Source organism: Mycolicibacterium brumae (assembly GCF_025215495.1).
Lineage (GTDB): Bacteria > Actinomycetota > Actinomycetes > Mycobacteriales > Mycobacteriaceae > Mycobacterium > Mycobacterium brumae.
The window spans coordinates 2,359,265-2,378,568 of the sequence record NZ_CP104302.1 but is presented as its reverse complement, the minus strand read 5'-3'; the positions used below and the strand labels follow the sequence as shown (position 1 = coordinate 2,378,568).

Annotated in this window: 20 protein-coding genes and 4 tRNA genes; 10 read left to right on the top strand and 14 right to left on the bottom strand. The window is 70.4% G+C overall.

Annotated features, from left to right (window positions below; translation table 11 throughout):
• Nucleotides 1-2 precede the first annotated feature (2 nt).
• Together L2Z93_RS11495 and L2Z93_RS11490 are read right to left on the bottom strand one after the other, a co-directional pair.
• The gene (locus tag L2Z93_RS11495) at nucleotides 3-1,250 is read right to left on the bottom strand and encodes an HRDC domain-containing protein (protein ID WP_090584785.1); all 1,248 of its coding nucleotides are present in this window, start codon (nucleotides 1,248-1,250) and stop codon (nucleotides 3-5) included.
• Between the two features lie 13 nt (nucleotides 1,251-1,263).
• Complete coding sequence (locus L2Z93_RS11490; protein WP_090584783.1) at nucleotides 1,264-1,845, bottom strand: DUF3000 domain-containing protein; 582 nt, start codon at nucleotides 1,843-1,845, stop codon at nucleotides 1,264-1,266.
• A gap of 107 nt (nucleotides 1,846-1,952) precedes the next feature.
• Here L2Z93_RS11490 and hemE point away from each other — a divergent pair, with 107 nt between their 5' ends.
• Genes hemE through L2Z93_RS11460 form a run of 6 tightly spaced genes read left to right on the top strand, consistent with a single transcriptional unit; the run spans nucleotide 1,953 to nucleotide 6,606 of the window.
• A complete protein-coding gene (hemE, locus tag L2Z93_RS11485; protein WP_090584781.1) occupies nucleotides 1,953-3,014 on the top strand; it encodes a uroporphyrinogen decarboxylase in 1,062 nt (353 codons plus the stop codon).
• A gap of 53 nt (nucleotides 3,015-3,067) precedes the next feature.
• Entirely contained in the window at nucleotides 3,068-4,411 is a 1,344-nt protein-coding gene (locus tag L2Z93_RS11480; RefSeq protein ID WP_090584982.1) for a protoporphyrinogen oxidase, read from the top strand.
• Between the two features lie 24 nt (nucleotides 4,412-4,435).
• Nucleotides 4,436-5,128: a hydrogen peroxide-dependent heme synthase gene (gene hemQ, locus L2Z93_RS11475; RefSeq protein ID WP_090584980.1), complete on the top strand. Its 693-nt coding sequence runs from the start codon at nucleotides 4,436-4,438 to the stop codon at nucleotides 5,126-5,128.
• Nucleotides 5,129-5,136: 8 nt separating this feature from the next.
• A complete protein-coding gene (locus L2Z93_RS11470; protein ID WP_090584779.1) occupies nucleotides 5,137-5,889 on the top strand; it encodes a class I SAM-dependent methyltransferase in 753 nt (250 codons plus the stop codon).
• Between the two features lie 37 nt (nucleotides 5,890-5,926).
• Nucleotides 5,927-6,205, top strand: coding sequence for a type II toxin-antitoxin system Phd/YefM family antitoxin (locus tag L2Z93_RS11465; RefSeq protein WP_090584777.1), 279 nt, complete (start codon nucleotides 5,927-5,929; stop codon nucleotides 6,203-6,205).
• Entirely contained in the window at nucleotides 6,202-6,606 is a 405-nt protein-coding gene (locus L2Z93_RS11460; RefSeq protein ID WP_090584775.1) for a type II toxin-antitoxin system VapC family toxin, read from the top strand. The genes L2Z93_RS11465 and L2Z93_RS11460 overlap by 4 nt, the downstream gene beginning before the upstream one ends.
• A 22-nt stretch (nucleotides 6,607-6,628) precedes the next feature.
• On the opposite strand, the gene msrB is transcribed toward L2Z93_RS11460, so the two are convergent.
• Nucleotides 6,629-7,054, bottom strand: coding sequence for a peptide-methionine (R)-S-oxide reductase MsrB (msrB, locus tag L2Z93_RS11455; RefSeq protein ID WP_090584773.1), 426 nt, complete (start codon nucleotides 7,052-7,054; stop codon nucleotides 6,629-6,631).
• 187 nt (nucleotides 7,055-7,241) lie between these two features.
• Here msrB and L2Z93_RS11450 point away from each other — a divergent pair, with 187 nt between their 5' ends.
• Nucleotides 7,242-8,261, top strand: a complete 1,020-nt coding sequence (locus L2Z93_RS11450) for a type IV toxin-antitoxin system AbiEi family antitoxin (RefSeq protein WP_306439057.1) — start codon at nucleotides 7,242-7,244, stop codon at nucleotides 8,259-8,261.
• Here the strand turns inward: L2Z93_RS11450 and L2Z93_RS11445 are convergent.
• The 3 genes from L2Z93_RS11445 to L2Z93_RS11435 all read right to left on the bottom strand — a co-directional run bounded on the left by L2Z93_RS11445 (nucleotide 8,258) and on the right by L2Z93_RS11435 (nucleotide 12,063).
• Nucleotides 8,258-9,634 (bottom strand): glycosyltransferase family 87 protein, encoded by a 1,377-nt coding sequence (locus L2Z93_RS11445; RefSeq protein WP_090584771.1) that lies wholly within the window; start codon nucleotides 9,632-9,634, stop codon nucleotides 8,258-8,260. The genes L2Z93_RS11450 and L2Z93_RS11445 overlap by 4 nt on opposite strands.
• Before the next feature lie 70 nt (nucleotides 9,635-9,704).
• The gene (locus tag L2Z93_RS11440; protein ID WP_090584769.1) at nucleotides 9,705-11,261 is read right to left on the bottom strand and encodes an alpha/beta hydrolase; all 1,557 of its coding nucleotides are present in this window, start codon (nucleotides 11,259-11,261) and stop codon (nucleotides 9,705-9,707) included.
• 28 nt (nucleotides 11,262-11,289) lie between these two features.
• On the bottom strand, nucleotides 11,290-12,063 hold the full coding sequence (locus L2Z93_RS11435; protein WP_090584767.1) for a pyrimidine reductase family protein: 774 nt from the start codon (nucleotides 12,061-12,063) through the stop codon (nucleotides 11,290-11,292).
• A gap of 35 nt (nucleotides 12,064-12,098) precedes the next feature.
• Between L2Z93_RS11435 and zapE the strand changes: the two genes are divergently transcribed.
• Complete coding sequence (zapE, locus tag L2Z93_RS11430; protein WP_090584765.1) at nucleotides 12,099-13,124, top strand: cell division protein ZapE; 1,026 nt, start codon at nucleotides 12,099-12,101, stop codon at nucleotides 13,122-13,124.
• A 1-nt stretch (nucleotide 13,125) separates the two neighbouring features.
• On the opposite strand, the gene L2Z93_RS19365 is transcribed toward zapE, so the two are convergent.
• The 7 genes from L2Z93_RS19365 to L2Z93_RS11395 all read right to left on the bottom strand — a co-directional run bounded on the left by L2Z93_RS19365 (nucleotide 13,126) and on the right by L2Z93_RS11395 (nucleotide 17,044).
• The gene (locus L2Z93_RS19365) at nucleotides 13,126-13,473 is read right to left on the bottom strand and encodes a protein kinase family protein (RefSeq protein ID WP_306439058.1); all 348 of its coding nucleotides are present in this window, start codon (nucleotides 13,471-13,473) and stop codon (nucleotides 13,126-13,128) included.
• A gap of 53 nt (nucleotides 13,474-13,526) precedes the next feature.
• A complete protein-coding gene (locus L2Z93_RS11420; RefSeq protein WP_090584763.1) occupies nucleotides 13,527-14,057 on the bottom strand; it encodes a GNAT family N-acetyltransferase in 531 nt (176 codons plus the stop codon).
• Nucleotides 14,058-14,060: 3 nt separating this feature from the next.
• Nucleotides 14,061-14,783, bottom strand: coding sequence for a Clp protease N-terminal domain-containing protein (locus L2Z93_RS11415; protein WP_090584761.1), 723 nt, complete (start codon nucleotides 14,781-14,783; stop codon nucleotides 14,061-14,063).
• 49 nt (nucleotides 14,784-14,832) lie between these two features.
• Complete coding sequence (locus L2Z93_RS11410; protein WP_090584759.1) at nucleotides 14,833-16,671, bottom strand: esterase/lipase family protein; 1,839 nt, start codon at nucleotides 16,669-16,671, stop codon at nucleotides 14,833-14,835.
• A 110-nt stretch (nucleotides 16,672-16,781) separates the two neighbouring features.
• Nucleotides 16,782-16,856, bottom strand: a tRNA-Val gene (locus tag L2Z93_RS11405).
• 16 nt (nucleotides 16,857-16,872) lie between these two features.
• Nucleotides 16,873-16,943: transfer RNA gene (locus tag L2Z93_RS11400), tRNA-Cys, on the bottom strand.
• Nucleotides 16,944-16,971: 28 nt separating this feature from the next.
• A tRNA-Gly gene (locus tag L2Z93_RS11395) sits at nucleotides 16,972-17,044 on the bottom strand.
• 183 nt (nucleotides 17,045-17,227) lie between these two features.
• Here L2Z93_RS11395 and L2Z93_RS11390 point away from each other — a divergent pair.
• Together L2Z93_RS11390 and L2Z93_RS11385 are read left to right on the top strand one after the other, a co-directional pair.
• Nucleotides 17,228-17,302, top strand: a tRNA-Val gene (locus L2Z93_RS11390).
• Between the two features lie 434 nt (nucleotides 17,303-17,736).
• Nucleotides 17,737-18,336 (top strand): hypothetical protein, encoded by a 600-nt coding sequence (locus L2Z93_RS11385; protein ID WP_090584757.1) that lies wholly within the window; start codon nucleotides 17,737-17,739, stop codon nucleotides 18,334-18,336.
• A gap of 6 nt (nucleotides 18,337-18,342) precedes the next feature.
• Here L2Z93_RS11385 and L2Z93_RS11380 read toward each other — a convergent pair whose 3' ends face one another.
• Nucleotides 18,343-19,236 (bottom strand): hypothetical protein, encoded by an 894-nt coding sequence (locus tag L2Z93_RS11380; RefSeq protein WP_234785949.1) that lies wholly within the window; start codon nucleotides 19,234-19,236, stop codon nucleotides 18,343-18,345.
• Nucleotides 19,237-19,304: the final 68 nt, after the last annotated feature.

Sequence of the window (19,304 nt, the reverse complement as noted above, 5' to 3'; positions counted from 1 at the left end):
GCTCAGCCCAGCGCGCCGGCCAGCACCGGCCCGACCAGCTCGCGCTGCCACGGCCGGGCCCCGTTCTCGGCTAAGAACGCCTCGATCCGCGGCTGCGCCGGCCCGTCGGGCGTCCAGTCCCAGCACAGCCTGCGCACCAGTTCCGGGGACACCAGGTTCTCCGTTGGCACCCCGACCTGATCGGACAGCGCGGTCAACGCGGACCGGGCGGCCTCCAGCCGGGCCGAGGCCTCGGGTTTGCGGCGACTCCAGCGGACCGCGGGCGGTGGGCCGGGCTGACGCTCGGACAGTTGCGGGGGATCGGTGTCGGCGCGGCCGGCGGCGATGGCCTGCAGCCAGGTGTTCGCCTGGCGGCGCTGTTTGGGGCCGCCGAACACCGGCAGCGCGGTCAGCTCGTCGACGGTCTTGGGGTCGGCCAGAGCCGCCGCCACGATCGCCGAGTCCGGCAGGATCCGGCCCGGCGCGATGTCCCGGCGGGCGGCGATCTGGTCGCGCACCGTCCACAGCTGGCGGACCTCGGCGAGGGCTTGGCGATTCTTCACCTTGTGGATCCCGGAGGTCCGCCGCCAGCGGTCCCGCCGGGTGACGGTCGGCTCGGCGGTGCGCAGATACTCGAATTCCTGTGCGGCCCAATCGGTTTTGCCCTGCTCGGCCAGCACGTTCGCGATCGCGTCGCGCAGCTCCAATAGCACCTCGACGTCCAGCGCCGCGTAGTTCAGCCAGGCGGCGGGCAGCGGCCGTTTGGACCAGTCCGCCGCGCCGTGGCCCTTGGCCAGGCCCAGCCCCAGCAGCCGGGCGACCATGGCGGCCAGGTTCACCCGGTCGTAGCCGGCGAGGCGCCCGGCCAGCTCGGTGTCATACAGCGCCGGTGGTCGCAGCCCGAGCTCGGCGAGGCACGGCAGGTCCTGATCGGCGGCGTGCAGGATCCACTCGCCCTCGTCGAGCACCTTGGCGACCGGGGCGAGGGTTTGCAGCGGGTCGCGGCCGTGGCTGACCGGGTCGATCAGCACGGTGCCGGCGCCGGCCCGGCGGATCTGGATCAGATACGCGCGGTTGGAGTAGCGGAAGCCCGACGCGCGTTCGGCGTCGATCGCGAACGCGCCGTGCCCGGAATCCAGCAGTTCGGCCGCGGCGGCGATGTCCTCGGCGTACACCGACACCGCGGGCACCCCGTCGGCCGGGACGGCGAGAGGTTGAGGCTCCGGTCCGGCTTCTGGTTCGGGATCGGTCCCGGGTTCGGAAGCAGTCATCGAAGCCAGTGTCTCAGGCCCGCGACCGGGACCCGAGGCTGGTCACCCCCACCGGCGGCAGACCCGCGGCGTGTTCGAGCACCTCGCAGAACGCCCGGACGTGCGCGTCCAGGGCCAGGTCCGTCGCCGTCCAGGAGGCGCGCAGTTCCAGTTGGTGCGCGCGCGGCGGGCCGGAGATGTCGCCGTAGCGCACCGATGTCGTCGCGGTCACCGTGCCGCCCAGCGCGGTGTGTCCCGGACAGCCGGTGTTCAGCGCCTCGACCAGCCAACTCCACGCCACCTCGGGCAGCAGCGGGTCGACGGCTTCGCTGGGGTCCAGATCGGCCTGGATGTAGGCGACCAGCCGCATGGTGCCGTCCCAGGCGTCGGAGCCCTCCGGGTCGTGCAGCAGGATCAGCCGGCCGAACGCGTCACCCTCGGACTGCTCCGGGATCACCTCGGTGTGGGCATGGCGCACCTCGGCGCCGAGCGCATAGCTGAACGGCGCCAGCCGCTGCGGCGGGCGGATCGGGCCCAACTCGATCTCGGGGCGGGTCGTCGCGACGTTCATGGCCGCGACCGCGTCCCGGAACTCGGCCGGTTCGACAGAGGTCACGCGTTTGACGCTAGACCTTCCGGGCCGCCCGGCGTGGCAGGCGCGCCGGATTCACGGGCGGCCGGTGGGGGAGAACCAACCCCGCGGCTCAGGCTAGATTGGTTGCGATGAGCAACCGACGTGAGCTGCCCGAATCGCCCTATCTGGCGGCCATCGCCGGCCGCACGCCGTCGCACACCCCGGTGTGGTTCATGCGGCAGGCCGGCCGGTCGCTGCCCGAGTACCGGGCGCTGCGCGCCAACCACCGGATGCTGGACGCCTGCTTCGACGCCGAGCTGGTCACCGAGATCACCCTGCAGCCGATCCGTCGGCACCACGTCGACGCCGCGATCCTGTTCTCCGACATCGTGGTGCCGCTGCGCGGCGCGGGCGTCGACCTGGACATCGTGCCCGACGTCGGCCCGGTGATCGCCCACCCGATCCGCACCGCCGACGACCTGTCCGGCATCGGCCGGCTGGACCCGGCCGCCGTCGCCCCGGTCGCCGACGCGGTTTCGGCGCTGGTCGGCGAGCTGGGCGCCACCCCGCTGATCGGCTTCGCCGGGGCCCCGTTCACGTTGGCGTCCTACCTGGTGGAGGGCGGCCCGAGCCGCCACCACGAACGCACCAAGGCGATGATGCTCGGCGAGCCCGCGCTCTGGCACCGGCTGATGGAGGCGCTGACCGAGGTCACCATCGCGTTCCTGCAGCTGCAGGTGGACGCCGGCGTCGACGCGCTGCAACTGTTCGACTCGTGGGCCGGCACCCTGTCGCTGGCCGACTACCGTCACTACGTGCTGCCGCACAGCGCCCGGGTGTTCGACGCGCTGGCCCCCGCCGGGGTGCCGATGACGCACTTCGGGGTCGGCGCCGCCGAACTGCTCGGCGCCATGTCCGAGGCGATCGGCCCGCAGGCCGCGGGCATGGTCGGGGTGGACTGGCGCACCGCGCTGGTCGACGCCGCCGGCCGGGTCGGTCCGGGCCGGGCGCTGCAGGGCAATCTCGACCCCGTGGTGTTGCTGGCCGGTTGGGACGTCGTCGAACCGGCCGCCCGCGCCGTGCACGACGACGGCCGGGCGGCGATCGCCGCCGGCGCGGCCGGGCATGTGTTCAACCTCGGCCACGGCGTGCTGCCGGCCACCGACCCGGGCCTGCTGACCGACCTGGTGGCGCTGGTGCACTCGTTGTGAAATCCGACCGGTTCGACGAGCGGTGTAGTTCCGCGAGGACGAGGCCGGTCGTCCTGAAACGCCGCTACGCCGTCGTCGGCGGCGGTGTCTCCGGGCTGACCGCGGCCTACCGGCTGCGCCGCGCGGTCCCGGACGCGCACATCACCGTGTTCGACCCCGCCGACCGGCTCGGCGGCATCCTGCGCACCGAGCGACTGGCCGGCCAGACCATGGAGATCGGCGCCGAGGCGTTCGTGGTGCGCCGCCCCGAGATGCCGGCGCTGCTGGCCGAACTCGGGCTCGCCGACCGTCGACGGGTCCCCACCGGGGTGCGGCCGCAGCTTTACAGCGAGGGCCGGCTGCACCCGCTGCCGGCCGGGACCGTCAACGGACTGCCGTCGTCGGCGGCGTCGATGGCCGGTCTCGTCGACCCCGACACGCTGGCCCGGATCGCCGCCGAACCGGGCCGCGCGCTGCCCTGGCGGCCCGGGGACGACCCCTCGGTCGCCGCGCTGGTCGGCGACCGCTTCGGCGAGCAGGTCGTCACCCGATCGGTCGACCCGATGCTGTCCGGGGTGTACGCCGGATCCTCGGCCGGCATCGGGCTGCGCTCCGCGGTCCCGACGGTGGCCGCCGAGCTGGACCGCGGCGCCCCGAACCTGACCGCCGCGGTGCGCGCGGTGGCCCCGAGTGGCCCGGCCGGACCGGTGTTCGGGGCCATCGACGGTGGGTACCGGGTGCTCCTGGACGCGCTGGTGTCGGCCTCGGACCTGGTGTGGCGACCGAACTCGGCGACGGCGCTGGCCGCCGACGGCGACCGTTGGTGCGTCGTCGACGACGAGGGCGTCGAGCACCGCGTCGACGCCGTCGTGCTGGCCGCCCCGGTCACCCGGGCCGCGGCGCTGCTGGCCGGCCCCGCCCCGGCCGCCGCCGAGCTGGCCCGCCGGATCCCGGTCGCGTCCTCGGTCGTCGTCGCGCTGGCCGTGCCCGGCGGCACCCCGCTGCCGGCGCAGTCCGGCGTGCTGGTGGCCACCGGGGAGCGTCTGCACGCCAAGGCCATCACGCTGTCCACCCGGAAATGGGGCGCGACCGGCAACGTCGAACTGCTGCGGATGTCGTTCGGCCGGTTCGGCGACACGGTCGCCGCCAGCGTCGCCGACGATCGGTTGCTGGCCTGGGCCGTCGCCGACCTGCAGACGGTGTTCGGGATCGCCGTCGACCCGGTCGACGCCCTGACGCACCGCTGGCTCGACGCCATGCCGCAGTACGGCCCCGGGCACCTGGGGCTGGTGGCGCGGCTGCGCGCGGAGCTGCCGCCCGGGCTGGCGCTGGCGGGCAATTACCTCGACGGCGTCGGTGTGCCGGCGTGTCTGGCGGCGGCCGGGCGCGCGGTGGCGAGCCTGCTCGGATCCCGCTGAGCCGCCGGTGGCAGCATGGGGGTCATGGCCCGCCTCGATTACGACAAGCTGAACAACACCACCCGCTACATGATGATCTCGGTGTTCGCCGTGGAGCCCGGAGTCCTCGACGATGACCGCGCCGGGGTGATCGCCGAACTGGAGGGCTACCTCGCCGGCCGTGAGGAGGACGGCGTCGTGGTCCGCGGCCTCTACGACGTGGCCGGCATGCGCGGCGACGCCGACTACATGATGTGGACGCACGCCGAGCGGATTGAGGACCTGCAGGCCACCTACACCGGGCTGCGCCGCACCGAACTGGGCCGCGCCAGCTCCCCGGTCTGGAGCGTCGCGGCGCTGCACCGGCCCGCCGAGTTCAACAAGAGCCACCTGCCGTCGTTCATCATGGGCGAGCCGGCCGGCGACTACATCTGCGTGTACCCGTTCGTGCGGTCCCTGGAGTGGTACCTGCTGCCCGACGAGGAGCGCCGCCGGATGCTCGTCGAGCACGGCATGGAGGGTCGCGCCTACCCGGACGTGCGGGCCAACACGGTGCCGGCGTTCGCGCTGGGGGACTACGAGTGGATCCTGGCGTTCGAGGGCCCGGACCTGGGCCGGATCGTCGAGCTGATGTGGAAGCTGCGCTACACCGACGCCCGCCGGCACGCCCGCGAGGAGACCCCGTTCTTCACCGGCCCGCGGCGCAGCGTCGCCGATCTGGTCAACGGACTGGTCTGAGGTTTGTCATGACCGAGCCCGATCTGCACCGGGATCGCCGCCGGGCGCTCTCGTTCGGCGCGATCGCCGACGCCTACGACGCGCTTCGGCCGCGCTACTCCTCGGTGACTGTTGACGCGGTGTGCGCGGCGGGGGACCGGGTACTGGATGTCGGCGCGGGCACCGGGATCCTGTCTCGGCAACTGCGTTCGCGGGGCGCTTCGGTGCTGGCGGTGGAACCCGATCCGGCGATGGCCGAGATCGTCTCGGGTTCGGGCATCCCGGTGGAGGTCGCGACGTTCGAGGACTGGGACGCCGCCGGGCGGGTGTTCGACCTGGTGACCTTCGGGCAGTCGTTCCACTGGGTCGACGCCTCCGCGGCGATCCCGCGGCTGGCGTCGCTGGTGTCTCCGGGCGGCCGGGTCGTGCTGCTGTGGAACAAGCTGCGCCCCAGCCGCCCGTCGAACGACGAATTGCGTTCCGCCAGCAGTGATTACGTCAACGTCGACGCGGTCAGTTCGGATCCGACGCACGCCGACTTCGCGTTGGCGGAACTGAGCCGTCGGTTCGCCGACGCCGGTTTTGCGGTGACCCAGCGTGAGGACTCCTGGGTCGAGACGCAGCCGGCGGACCGTTGGCTGGACCTGATCTTCACCTACTCGGCGCACTCGACATTGCCCGCGGAGCGCCGGGCCGCGATGCGGGCGGCGCTGGCCGCCGTGATCGGCGATGACGACGTCGTCATCGACGCCTCCACCATCGCGCTGATCGCGACGCGATGATGACAGGCGGTAGCACACCTGGTGCTACCATGCGTTCATGGAGTCGATCGGGGTGCGGGAACTACGCCAGCATGCGTCGCGCTACCTCGCCCGGGTGGAAGCGGGTGAGGAACTCGCGGTGACCAACAATGGCCGGGTGGTGGCGCGGCTGGTTCCGGTCGGCGCCGCGGAGCGTTCGCGGGCCGCGCTGATCGAGTCCGGCGCGTTGATACCGGCGCGACGGCCGGAGAACCTCCTCGTTGTCACGGCGGCTCCGCAGCGTGAGGGCAAGCCGAGCCTGTCCGCGGTCCTCGCCGAGATGCGCGACGAGGAATGATCTACCTCGACACCTCCGCTCTGGTGAAACTGCTCGTCACCGAGGACGAGACGCCCGCCTTGAGAAGGTGGCTTTCGGAACAGACCTCAGGCGGGGTGTTCGCAGCCACCAGCACGCTGGGTCGGATCGAGCTGATGAGGGCCGCCGCTCGATATTCCGAACCGGGGCTCGCTGACCGCGCGCGGTTCCTGCTCGACGGGATGGACCTGCTGCCGCTCACTGAATCTGTGCTGACCCTCGCGGAAACAATCGGCCCGCCTTCACTGCGATCCCTCGACGCAATCCACCTGGCGGCGGCCGCCCACGTCCGCGATGAACTGACGGCGTTCGTGACGTATGACCGGCGACTGCTCGACGGCTGCTGTGACGTGGGGCTTGCCGTCGTGTCGCCCGGCGCGTAGAGCGGCGGAAGGGCCCCGCCCCTCAGTCCTCCGCAGGGACCAGACGCAGCGAGATGCTGTTGATGCAGTACCGCTGGTCGGTGGGGGTGGGGTAACCCTCACCGGAGAACACGTGCCCGAGGTGGCTGTGGCAGGACGCGCACAGCACCTCCACCCGGCGCATGCCGAGGGAGTCGTCGGGCCGCAGGATCACCGCGTCGGAGTGCGACGGGTCGAAGAACGACGGCCAGCCGCAGTGCGAATCGAACTTCTCGGTGCTGCGGAACAGTTCGGCCCCGCAGGCCCGGCAGGTGTACACGCCCTCGGTGTGGGTGTTGGTGTATTCGCCGACGCCGGGCCGCTCGGTTCCGGCGCGGCGGAGCACCGCGAACTCCTCCGGGGTCAGCCGGGCGCGCCAATCGTCGTCGGACAGTTCGACCTTGGGCGGGGGGAGTTCGTCGAGGGGCATCAATCCAGGTTACCGCCCGTCTTGCTCTTCGCCGTGCGTGACGGTGGGGCGGAAATCGGCTCGACAATCGCCCTCTCGTCACTCGCAGCGGTTCAGCGGGTGGGGAGATGCGGCAGTGCGCGCGATTCATCCACAACCGGCCGATTGCTGAAGTGCGGCTGCCGTCGTCCGCGCCCAGACTCCCGTCATGCAGCAACCGTTCATCGGTGCCGAAGCTATCGCCAAAGGGGCGCTCACCCGCCACACGCTGCGCACGCGGTTCACCGCAATCCACGACGGCGTCTACCTCGCGGTCGGCACGGAGCTCACGCCGCGCCTCCGGGCGCAGGCCGCCTGGCTGCGATCCCGTCGCAGTGGCGTGCTGGCCGGATTCTCGGCGGCCGCGTTGTACGGGGCGCGGTGGATCGACGCATGCCATCCGGCCCACATCATCGATGACAACCGTCGGCGGGAGAGCGGAATCGTCGTGTGGGGAGATGCCATCGACGAGGACGAGATCAGGATGGTCGCCGGAATGCGCGTCACCAGCCCCATGCGCACCGCAATCGACCTGGCCCGCAAGTTTCCGCCCGCGGTGTCGATCCCGATGATCGACGCACTGGCGAGGAAGACCAAACTGACTCGCGCCCAACTGTTGGCCGCGCTTCCGCGCTACGCCGGCCGTCAGGGGATCGTCCGGGCGCGCATGGCGTTCGCGCTGGTGGATCCGGGCGCGCAGTCCCCGCCGGAGACGCGTTTGAGATTGCTCTTCCTCTCCGCCGGCTACCCCTGGCCGCAATCGCAGTGTCCGGTGCCCGACGAGTTCGGGTGCGTCATCGGCAACACCGATGGTGGATGGCGCCGCAAGAAGATCGGCTACGAATACGAGGGTGAACACCACCTCACCGTCGAGCAACTGCGTTACGACATCTGGCGATACGAGGCAATGCGGGAAGCGGGCTGGAACATTCTGCGCTTCACCTCCCGGGACGGGGACGCGACGATCCTCGCGCGGATGGCCAAGGCGTGGGACGCGGCGGAACGGCACAGCGCCGCGTGTGACGGTGGGGCGGGAATCCGCGCGAAAACCGCCCTCTCGTCACTCGCAGCGCAGTGCAGGGTGTTGGGCGCGGATGGAGACGGGACGCGTGTGACGGTGGGGCGGAAATCGGCTCAGAAATCGCCGAATCGTCACACGCAAGGGGGTGAGCGGCGGCCTCGAAGCTAAGACGACGTCGACGGATGCGCGACGCCCTCCTCGGGACCGTCCTGGGCGTAGACCTCCAGCTCATATTCGGCTTCGGCTTCGTCGGCGGCGGAGACGGGGTCCTCGGCGGGTGTCATCCAGGCTGGGTCGATGCCGTGATCCAGCCGGTCCTCGCGGCGGGCGTCCAGGTAGCGGAAGACCAGCACGAAGAACACCACGATCATCAGCAGGGACCAGCCGTAGGTGATCTTCATGTACTCCAGGAACCGCCCCGTCGTGGGCCAGCGCCACATCAGCCAGCGGTCCATCGTCAGGAAGCCGTACACCGCCAGCCAGGACGGCCAGTTCCGCAGCACCGAGTTCGGCAGCACCACCGTCATCAGGAACGGGAACAGCATCATCGAGTAGTAGCCCTGCGCCAGACCCAGCACCAGCCACGACGTGGTCAGCAGCACCCCGGAGGAGGTCAGCATCCAGAACAGCGGGTCGCGCTGACGGTAGTAGCGGTACAGCAGCCACAGGCTGACGGCCGCCAGCACGATGAACAGCACCCGCAGGCCCAGGATCATGGTCGGCGGCAGGCCGTAGTAGCCGCCATTGCCCACGATCGAGGAGTTGAAGTAGTCGCGGGTCTGCAGCAGGTAGGGCACGGTGTTGTTGACGAAGCCCATCGGGTCCGCCGAGATCGGCCAGGCCACCAGATTGAAGGTCAGCGGCACCGCGAAGGCCGTCACCAGCGCGCGCCACTGGCGGTTCAGCAGCGGCAGCAGCAGCAACACCCCGAGCAGCGGCTTCAGCGTCAGGGTCAGCCCGATGGCCGCGCCGGCCAGCCACTCGTCGCGTTTCCGGCCGGTCAGCAGCCAGTGGAAGAACAGCGCCTCGGCCAGCAGGATGCAGCCGTTGATGTTGGTGAACACCAGGGTGTTGGTGACCGATTCGGTGCAGTACATCGCCAGCAGCAGCGCGGGCAGCGCCACCGAGGTCAGCTTGAACTTGAACAGCCGCACCAGCACCATCGCGGCCAGGATGATGGCCGCCGAGTTGATCCCCACGAACCAGAAGCGCGACGCGAATTCCGGCAGGAACCCGAACGGCGCGAGCAGCAGGGTGCCGCCCGGCGGGTACAGGTAGTGCGGGTCGACGTACTCCAGGTGCTCGTTGTAGATGTCCCAGCCGCGCCGGAAGTTCGACACCGCCCGGTACACGGTGCCGAAGTCGTCGGTGATGTATCCGTTGGTGGTCAGCACGTAGCTGCGGTGGATGATCGCCATGATGGCCAGCGGCCACAGCGCCGTGCGCAGCACCGTCGCGGTGTCCATCGGCCCGGTGCGGGGACGGAACGGGCGCAGCACGGCCGCGCGCACCCCGGTCAGTTTCGAATCGGCTGCCGTCACGACGGCACCGTAACATCGCGCGTCACAGCCGCCCCAGCAGGCAGGCCGGTGCTCGCCCGAGTAACGCCGCTCAAGCGGGGCAGAACGTGTCGGTGTCCGGCAGCGTCGCGTCGGCGAGGTAGCCCAGCAGCGCCGGCATCGCGCATTCGGTGTAGATGCTCGCCCCGTTGCCGACGCCCTGCCAGATCACCCGTCGGCTGGTCGCGCCGGCGTTGATGATCGACGCCTGGGTCGCCGCGACGCCGTCGGATCCGGAGATCGGATTGTTCCCGACGCCCATCATCAGCACGTTGACGCCCAGCTCGGTGGGTTCCTTCGGCGGTGACCCGCTCGGCCAGTTCAGGCATTCGACGAGTTTCAGCGCCGCAACCGCGCCGAACTGCGGATACTGCTTGCCCCAGGCGACCAGCAGCTCACGCGCCCGGTCCGGGGTGGGCCGGTTCAGCGCGTCGCTGCACCGGTTGACGAACGCCCCGTCGGAGCCGGTGCGCGCGTACGCGGTGTCGACGAGTTCCTGCAGGCCGGCGGCGTCACCGGAGCGGGCGGCGTCGAGGATGTCGGAGAGCCGGCTGGTGTTCGCCGCGCCGTCGCCGATCGGGTATGCCAGCGCGTCGGTGATCCCGGCGACCACCGCGGCCGCCGACAACCCGCCCGGCCCGCGGTCCGCGCGCGCGTCGCTGATCAGCGACGACACCACCGCCTTGGGATCCGGTCCCAGCGAGCAGCCCATCGCCGCGCACTGGGCGGCGAACGCGTCCAGCGCGTGCTGCTGCCCGGCCAGGGCCTGCCCAGCGGCCGTCTCGGCGCTGATGGACAGCGGCAGCGGGGAGTCGAGCAGCAGGCGGGACACCTTGTCCGGGTGGGTGCCGGCGTAGGCCAGCGCCACCTGGGCGCCATTGCCGACGCCGATCAGCGCCAGCGTCGGGACCTCCCACGCGGTGCGCAGCGTCTCCAGATCCTCGGCCGAGCGCGCGTTGGTGTACGCGGCGTTGTCGATGATGAAGTCGGTGCAGCTCACCGTCGCGGTCTGGGTCGCGGCGCCCAGGTTGGCGACCTGGTCATCACCGGGCTCGAACTGCGCCTGGTCCCGCATCTCCCGACGGTCGGCCGGCTCGCGGCACTCGATGGCGTCCGAGCGGCCGGTGCCACGACGGTCGATGGCGACGACCGGATGCTGCTTGAGGATGTCGGTCCCGGAGCGGCTCAGCCACACCGGCAGTTGCACCGAGCTGGGGATGTCGGACCCCGTGGTGAAGACCACCGGCCCGGCGTCGGCGGGGGTGTCGGCGGAGCTGGCGCGCACCACGCCGAGTTGCAGCCGGCCGGCGCCGCCGCCCACCGGGTCCAGCCGGCCGCGCACGTTGGCGCACTCCAGCCGCACCCCGGCCGGCAGCTGGACGCCGGCGGTGTCGGCGACGTCCGAGGCGCAATCGCGCCAGGACAGGTCCTTGACCACCGCGGCGATCTCCGGCGGGCCGTCGGGGGCCACCGTGCTGGTCTGGGGCCCGGACCCGTTGCCGCCGGAGTCGGTCGCGAAGTCCGCCGGGTTGCTCAGGATGGGGGCGCAGCCGGTCGCCAGCAGAGCGACGGCGAGCAGGGTCGATGCCCGTCGGGCGTGCGAACGCATTCGTTCAGCCTAACCAGGGTCCGCGCGGTCACCGCGCGCGTACATACCGCGTGTAGAGGTAGCCGGATTCGTCGGCGAGCAGATGCGCTCGTTTCATCTCGGTGTCGACCTGGCCGGGGCCGGTCGAGATCCGCCGGGCCTGGCCGCCGACGATCACCGGCGCGATCGTCATGCACAGCTCGTCAAGCAACCCCGCTTCGATGAAACTGGCGTGCAGGGTGGGGCCACCCTCGGTCAGCACCCGGAGCAGGCCCCGCTCACCGAGCCGGTCCAGCAGCACCGCGGTGTCCACCCGGCTGCGGTCCGCGCCGGAGCAGCCCAGCACCTCGGCGACCCCGAACAGCTGCTTCTGGGCCTCTGGCACCGCGTCGGCGCTGGTCAGCACGAGCGGGCGGACCTCGGTGTGGGTGAACACCTTCATATCGCGGTCGAGTCGGCCGGTGTCGGTGACCACCGCGACCGGCGGCAGCTCTGCCTGACCGCGACGCTCGCGGGCGGCCCGCGCCGACGCGCTCAGCTGCGCCCCGCCGTAGCGCTCCAGCTTCACGGTGCCGGCGCCGACCACCACCACGTCGCACAGGGTGCGCATGACATTGAACAGCGATCGGTCACCGGGCCCGGCCAGCCCGCCGGACAGACCCTCCACGGTGGCGCCGCCGTCCAGGCTGGAGATGAAGTTGGACCGGACCCAAGGCCGGTCGAGGTCCTCGGGATAGCGGTACAGCGCCTCCAGGTCGCCGCCGGAGACGTCCCGGCCCTCGCATAGCAGTGTGAGCTTTGTCCCAGCCTCGGATGCGGTCATGAGGTCGATTGCAGCACGTCGCTACAGTTCTGGCCATGCCCGCGCCCGCGCACCTGACCGATCGCCACCCCACGGTGTCCCCGGAGCGGCTGATCGCCCAGCTGGTTCCACCGCCCACCTTCAACGACGTGAGCTTCGACAGCTACCGGCCCGACCCCGCCGAGCCGACCCAGGCGGCGGCCGTCGGGTTCTGCCGCAGGTTCTGCGAAGAGGCGCGGAAGAACCGCGAGGGCAAACGGAAGATGTTCGGCAAGCGCGAGACGCTGCCCGGGGTGGGGCTCTACCTCGACGGCGGGTTCGGCGTCGGCAAGACCCACCTGTTGGCCTCCATGTATTACTCGCTGGCAGGCGGGTCGCATCCGGCGGCGTTCGCGACCTTCGGCGAGCTGACCCAGCTGGCCGGGGTGTTCGGCTTCACCGAGTGCATCGACCTGCTGGCCGACTACGTGGTGGTGTGCATCGACGAGTTCGAGCTCGACGATCCGGGCAACACCACGCTGATCTCCCGGCTGCTGTCCCAGCTGGTGGAGCGCGGCGTGTCGATCGCGGCGACGTCGAACACGCTGCCCGAGCAACTCGGCGAGGGCCGGTTCGCCGCGCAGGACTTCCTACGCGAAATCAACACGCTGGCAAGCATTTTCACCACCGTGCGGGTGGAGGGACCGGACTACCGGCACCGCGGGCTGCCGCCGGCGCCGGAGCCGCTGACCGACGACGAGGTGGCCGCGCGGGCCGAGGGCGTCGACGGCGCGACGCTGGACGGCTTCGACGAGCTGTGCGACCACCTGGCCACCATGCACCCGTCGCGCTACCTGACCCTGATCGAAGGGGTCAAGGCGGTCTACATCACCGGGGTGCACCCCGTCGACGACCAGGCCGTGGCGCTGCGCCTGGTCGCGCTGACCGACCGGCTCTATGACGCCGGCATCCCGGTGGTGGCCTCCGGGGCCAAGCTGGACACCGTGTTCAGTCCGGAGATGCTCGAGGGCGGCTACCGCAAGAAGTACCTGCGCGCGACGTCGCGGCTGCTGGCGCTGACGGCGGCGGGGATGGAGCTGTAGCTCAGGGCATGGTGAGCTTCACGACTCGCTTGTGCTTGGCGTCCGTGGCATAGATGCTGCCGTCGGCGCCGATCGCGGTGCGCCGGGGAATGGAATCTGGGAACTGGATGAGGCGGGGTGTGCGGGAGCCGTAGGCGAGCATGTTGGCGTGCCGAAGCCCAGCGAGCAGGTCGGCCTCGCGATCGAATCGTTGGCGGTAGTCGCCGTCGCGGCTGACCCCGCCGTCGAGCAGTTTCACTGCGTCCCGACGCGGCAATCTGGGGTGCTGCGCGAGAAAAACCTCACCCATCCCGCCGGCCCCGAGCCGACGAATGATGCGGTAGTCGCCGATGCTGCCCCCGTCGTCCACGCCACGAGTCTGACACAGCCTCGGCGTGGCAAACCGCACCGAATTGAGCCCCGCTAAACCGGCCGACTCATCACGAAGTCCCGCTCGACATGCCCGCCGAGGGTGAAAGCACGCTCGCCGCAGACGGCGAAGCCCTGCTTGCGGTAGAAGCGCAGCGCGCGGGTGTTCTGCTGGTTGACGCCCAGCCAGACGGCCGACATGTCCTGCGCCCGAGCGTGGTCCAGCACCGCGCCCATCAACGCAGCGGCGACCCCCGAACCGTGCGCGTCGGGGTGGGCGTACATCTTGGACAATTCCAGGACCGGCCGCGCCGTGACGGCGGCCGCGACCTCCGGGTCCCCAGGTTCCCCGGCGACCAGCAGCGTGTAGCCGAGTAGCCCAGCCCCGTCGCGGGCCACCAGAATGGTCCGAGATGAATCCGCCAGGTATTCGGAAAACCGTGCCCGGGAGAGGTTTTCGGCGATGAACGCGGCGACGTCGTCGGCGGCCACCCGCGGCGGGCAGGCCAGCGGGAACGTCAGCGCCGCCAGTTCGGCCAGCGCCGGGACGTCATCGGTGTGAGCCCGTTCGACGGTGGGAGGCATACGTCAGGATTGCAGTTGGGCCAGCGTCGCGACCAGATCGGCTTCCACCGCGGACTTGTCCAGTCCGAGCCGGCGCAGCGGCCCGTCGTCGTCGGACTCCAACAGCGCCAGCAGCAGATGCTCGGTGCCGATGTAGTTGTGTCCGAGCCGTAGCGCCTCCCGGAACGTCAACTCCAGGGTCTTTTTGGCCGGGCCGCTGAACGGGATCAGCGCGGGCAGTTCGACGTCGCCCGGCGCCGCCTCGGCGACCTCGGCCGCCACGCGCAGGTCGTCGAGGCCGACACCCCGAGCGACGATCAGCCGGTTGGCCAGCGAGTCGGGGTCCTCGAGCATGCCCAGCAGCAGATGACCCGGGGTGATCTCGGCGTTGCCGGCGGTCCGGGCGGCGTTCTGGGCGGCGACGACGGCGTCGCGGGCCCGCGGGGTGAATCGGCTGAACCCCTCGTTGGGGTCCATGGCGTCGGCCTTGGGCACGAACCGTTTCTGGGCGGCCTGCTTGGTGACGCCCATTCGTTCGCCGATCTCGGTCCAGGACGCGCCGGAGCGCCGGGCCTGGTCGACGAAGTGGCCGATCAGGTGGTCGGCGACCTCGCCGAGGTGCTGGGCGGCGAGCATCGCGTCGGCCAACTGATCCAGCGCGTCGGCGTGCACCGACGTGATCGCCCGGATCAGGGCGTCGAGACTGACCGGATTGTTGACGGAGACGGGGGGAGTGGTGTCGCTCATGCGTCAACCGTAGGTTGACGAATCATAGGTGTCAACCGTGGGTTGACGATCAGCTCGGCGACCCGACCTGCGCCACCTGCTTCGCGACGGCGTCCGGGTCCACCCCGAACTGCCGTAACGGGCCGTCGTCGCCCTGGCAGTCCAGCAGCCCGAGCAGCAGGTGCTCGGCGCCGATGTGATCGTGGCCGAGCGCGGCCGCGGACCGAAATGCCAGCTCCAGCGCCACCCGGGTGGTGTCGCCGAGCGGGATGACGTCCTCAGGCTGGTCGCTGCCCGGGATCAGCACCACCGCGGCGCGCACGGCCTCGGCCGGCGCGCCCTGTTCGGCCAGCAACGCGACGGCGGGGGAGTCCGGGTCCTGCAGCAGGGCCAGCAACAGGTGCTCGGGGGCGATCGCGACGTGCCGGTTGGCGCGGGCGAGTTCCTGCGCGGCCAGCACCGCGTCGACGGCGGCGGGGGTGAACCGGTCGAACGGGTCACCCTCGGAGGTGTCCTCGGGCCCGGCGGAGTCCGGCTCGGCGGACTCGTCGACCACCGACAGCTTGGGCCGGCTGGGCCGTTCCGGCTGCGGCGCGGCGAATCCGTCGGGCACATTGATGGCGCCGTCGGCGCCCACCACGAAGACGCTGGGGGCGTTCGGGCCCAGCCACAGAACCAGGGATTCGGCGATCTCGGGATGGCTGAGCAGCGTCCAGTGGTTCGCCCGGCCGATGTGGATGCCGTTGCCCGGGTCGAACCCGATGCGCCGCGCCCGGTGAGTGCCGGAGGCGCTGGTGTGCATCACCAGCCCGTCGCCGATCAACCGGCCGATCGGATGCGTCGGGCTGCGGGTGAGCGTCGCCGAGGCGAAGTAGTGCCGGGTGTCGGGCAGTAGCGGGATCTCCGCGGCGATCACCTTGCCCAGGTCTTCGGGGTCGCGGCCGGACCAGTCCTCGTCGACCAGCGAACCCGCGCGCAGATCCCGGATGCCGCCGCTGCGGCGGCGCAGCAGCCGGGCGAACGCCTCGGTCTCGGGCAGCTTGGACAGCCAGGCGGCGCCGTGATGGGCGATGTTCTCCAGCGGCGCCCCCGCGTGCGGGGAACCCAGGCTGATGGTCGCGCCGACCAGCGTCGGCCAGCCCATCCCGGCCTGCACGGCGTGGTGCGCCGCGCTGCGCGACACCAACCCGCCCATCGAGTGCCCGATCAGGCTGATGTCGGTGACCGGCACCGGCCAGGCCCGCACCAGGTCGTTGACGAGGGCGGCCATCGTGCGGCCGTTGTGCGAAATCCGCCGACCGGTGTTGAAGCGGAGGTAGACCGGGGTGATGCCGTGCGCCTCGGCCAGGTGGTCGCCGTAGCTGCGGTCGGTGCGGTACCACCAGATGTGCTCGGTCTCGACCAGACCGTGGGCGAAGATGGCGATCCGCCCGGTCGCGTTCGGGAACGCCTCGGCGATCTTGCCGCGGGTCAGCCCGACCTCCAGGCCCTCCTCGCGGATGGTCATGCCGTCGGTCTCGGTGTCCGCCAGCGGCGAGCGGTCATCGGCCAACTCGTCGCCGATCAGGCCGTTGACCACCCCGATCAGTTCCGCGCCGAAGACGGTTTCCGACGGGGCGTAGTCCATCGGCAGGTCGGCGACCTTGCCGCTGACCCAGCCGGCAACCTTGGTGGAGCCGCTGATGGTCTTGTAGACGCCGTCGGTGATCAGATCGTGGACGAACTTGACCGGCGTGACCGTCGGGCCCAGCCCGAGCCGGATGGCCCAGAAGACGCGGTCGGAGATGGCGCGGTGGGTGCTGTGCACGCCTTCGGACGCCTTGGAGATCTCGGTGAGCCCCAACTCGGAGAGCGCGCGGACTTCCCGACGGCGTTCTTCGCGGCGGCGTTCGTCGTCACTGAGACTCATAACGGTCGAGTGTACAAGTGTGCACTCAACTTGAAAAATGAGAGCTGCCTCACGGTGGCCGCCGGAGCGGCCGGTAAACCAAGAAAACCCCCTGCGAACAGGGGGTTTGATGGTGCGCGATACTGGGATTGAACCAGTGACCTCTTCCGTGTCAGGGAAGCGCTCTCCCGCTGAGCTAATCGCGCGGGAACAGATCTTGCGAGGTGGAGACGGGAATCGAACCCGTGTGCACGGCTTTGCAGGCCGTTGCCTCACCACTCGGCCACTCCACCGCTGGGTTTGATGCGAGTCGCACCCTCGAGCGGATGACGGGATTCGAACCCGCGACCCTCACCTTGGCAAGGTGATGCGCTACCAACTGCGCTACATCCGCGTGCCACCGCCGAGATCATCGTCGGTCGCGATGCACGACACTAGTCCACCCACGCGCGCCCACACAAATCCGTTGGCCGACATGGCCTGTCACCGGGCAGAACGCCGTCCGGCAGCGGGGGATTGGGGACCGTGGGCGCCTGCGTGTTAATGTTCTGGCTCGTCCGACGACGTCGGATTCCCCGGTCTCGTAGCTCAGTGGGAGAGCGTCCGCCTCACACGCGGAAGGTCGCTGGTTCGAAACCAGCCGGGACCACCACCAGAACGTGCGCCACCGTTTCAATCCTTGTACCGCGTTCAATCCTTGTACCGCGCCGGAAGAAACCCTGGTCGCTTTTGGCGCGAGGGCGCACACAGGTTCGTTCCCGGGCGCGAGCGTGCGCCCAGGTCAGCTTTTGCTCGCGAGGGTGCGTGTAGGTTCGCCCCGTCCTGGGAGTTCGCGGACGTGGACGCACGCTCGTCGCCGAATCCGGACGTGGACGCACGCTCGTCGCCGAATCCGGACGTGGACGCACGCTCGCCGCCGAAACCGGACCTGGGCGCACGCTCGGCGAATCCGACCGCGGGCTCAGTTCGCCCGGATCGACCGATCAGGCGGCGCGCTGTGGGCTGTGGCGCTCACGACACACCGTGCCAGCTAACATTTCCGGCCATACTGGCCACCGCAGCGCCTCGGGATTGGATAATCGGACAATGGTTGTGAATTGGAAGAACGGTTTGCGTCGGATCGGCATCGCGGTGACCGCGGCATTGGTGTCCGCCGGAGCGCTGGCAATCCCGGCAAACGCCGAGACCGCGTCCTTGCCCCCGTTCCAGCCGTACCCCTCGGACTGGCAGCCGCGCACCGACGTGTGGCCGAACAGCAACTGGGCCAACCGGGTCACCCCGGAGATGCGGACCGCCATGCGCGAGTCCTGCCAGTGGTTCAACGCCCAGGACCGGATCCTGATCGACGGCATGTGGGGATTCAAGGACTTCCTGGGCAGCCAGCGCGACGTCTGGTCGGCGCCCGGCGTGGAAACCGCCGCCGGCATCGTCAAGGCCAACACGGACCAGTCGGCGACCTTCCTGGAGCCGCGCGTGCGCACCCTCTACATCATCAACTACCCGGATCAGAGCGAATACTCGCCGCTGGAGCACGGTGACTCGCTGTACCACCTCTGGTACCAGCTCACCCAGATCAGCGACAAGATCAGCAAGAAGCTGCCGTCCGGGCAGATCAACGCCAATATGGCGACCGCGAACTTCTACAGCGATCTGATCCGCAACTCCGGGGTCTGCAACGGAGCCTGAGCTGGCTCACGCCTTCTCGGGCTCGGTGACCTCGGACAGGAAGGCGCGCAGCGCCACGAACCCGCCCTGTTTCCAGGCCTGATACGCCCACAGCACGGCGATCACCGGCAGCGCGCCGAACGCCAGCCACCACCGCGCCGACGGGGGCACCAGCTCGGCGATTAGCTGCGAGCTCGGCACCCCGTCGTTCTCGGCGGGCAGCCACTCGTGCAGCAGCACCGCCAACATTCGGGTGGCCTCGAACGGCCCGGCCACGGTCGCCAGCACCCAGCTCAGGCTGGCGATCAGCAGCGACCACGGCCACGCCAGCAGCGGTGACTGGTCGTCGACGATGTCGGCCGAGCAGCGCACCGTCTCGGTGATGAACGCGAACCCCAGCACGAAAATCAGCACGCCCACCTGCGCGGCGAGCAGATCGTCGAGCACCGAGTGCGCTTCTTCGTCGGTGGTCCGGGTGGGCAATCCGATGGCCAGCGAGACCAATCCCGCCAGCAGCGCCAGCAGCACGATCGACCCGCTGGAGTCGTTGACGCGGGTGAACGAGTCGCGCAGCATCTGCAGCACCAGGTGCGACGTCGACGACGGGGCGGTCCGGTAGACCACCATCACCACCAGCCCGGAGATGACCACCGCGAACAGCCAGGCCACCACCGCCGCGCAGATGAACACCAGCGCCATCGACCCCAGCAGCGGCACCATCTCGGCGTTCTCCGCGTCGTCGTTGCGGATCACCAGCAACGGGACGACGCCGATCACACCCACCGCGGCGGCGCCCACCAACAGTGGCCAGGTGTACTCGGCGATGTCCTTGGCGTCGACGTCGTCGGTCTGGCGCCGGGCCGAGGCCAGCTCATGATGGAGCACCGCGCGCACCCGCGGCAGTGACATTTGGGGAATCACGTCGGGAATCTAACCCGCGGCGACGGCCCGGAAGCCGGAATGGTCGCGCACCGGCGATAGCATGTTCA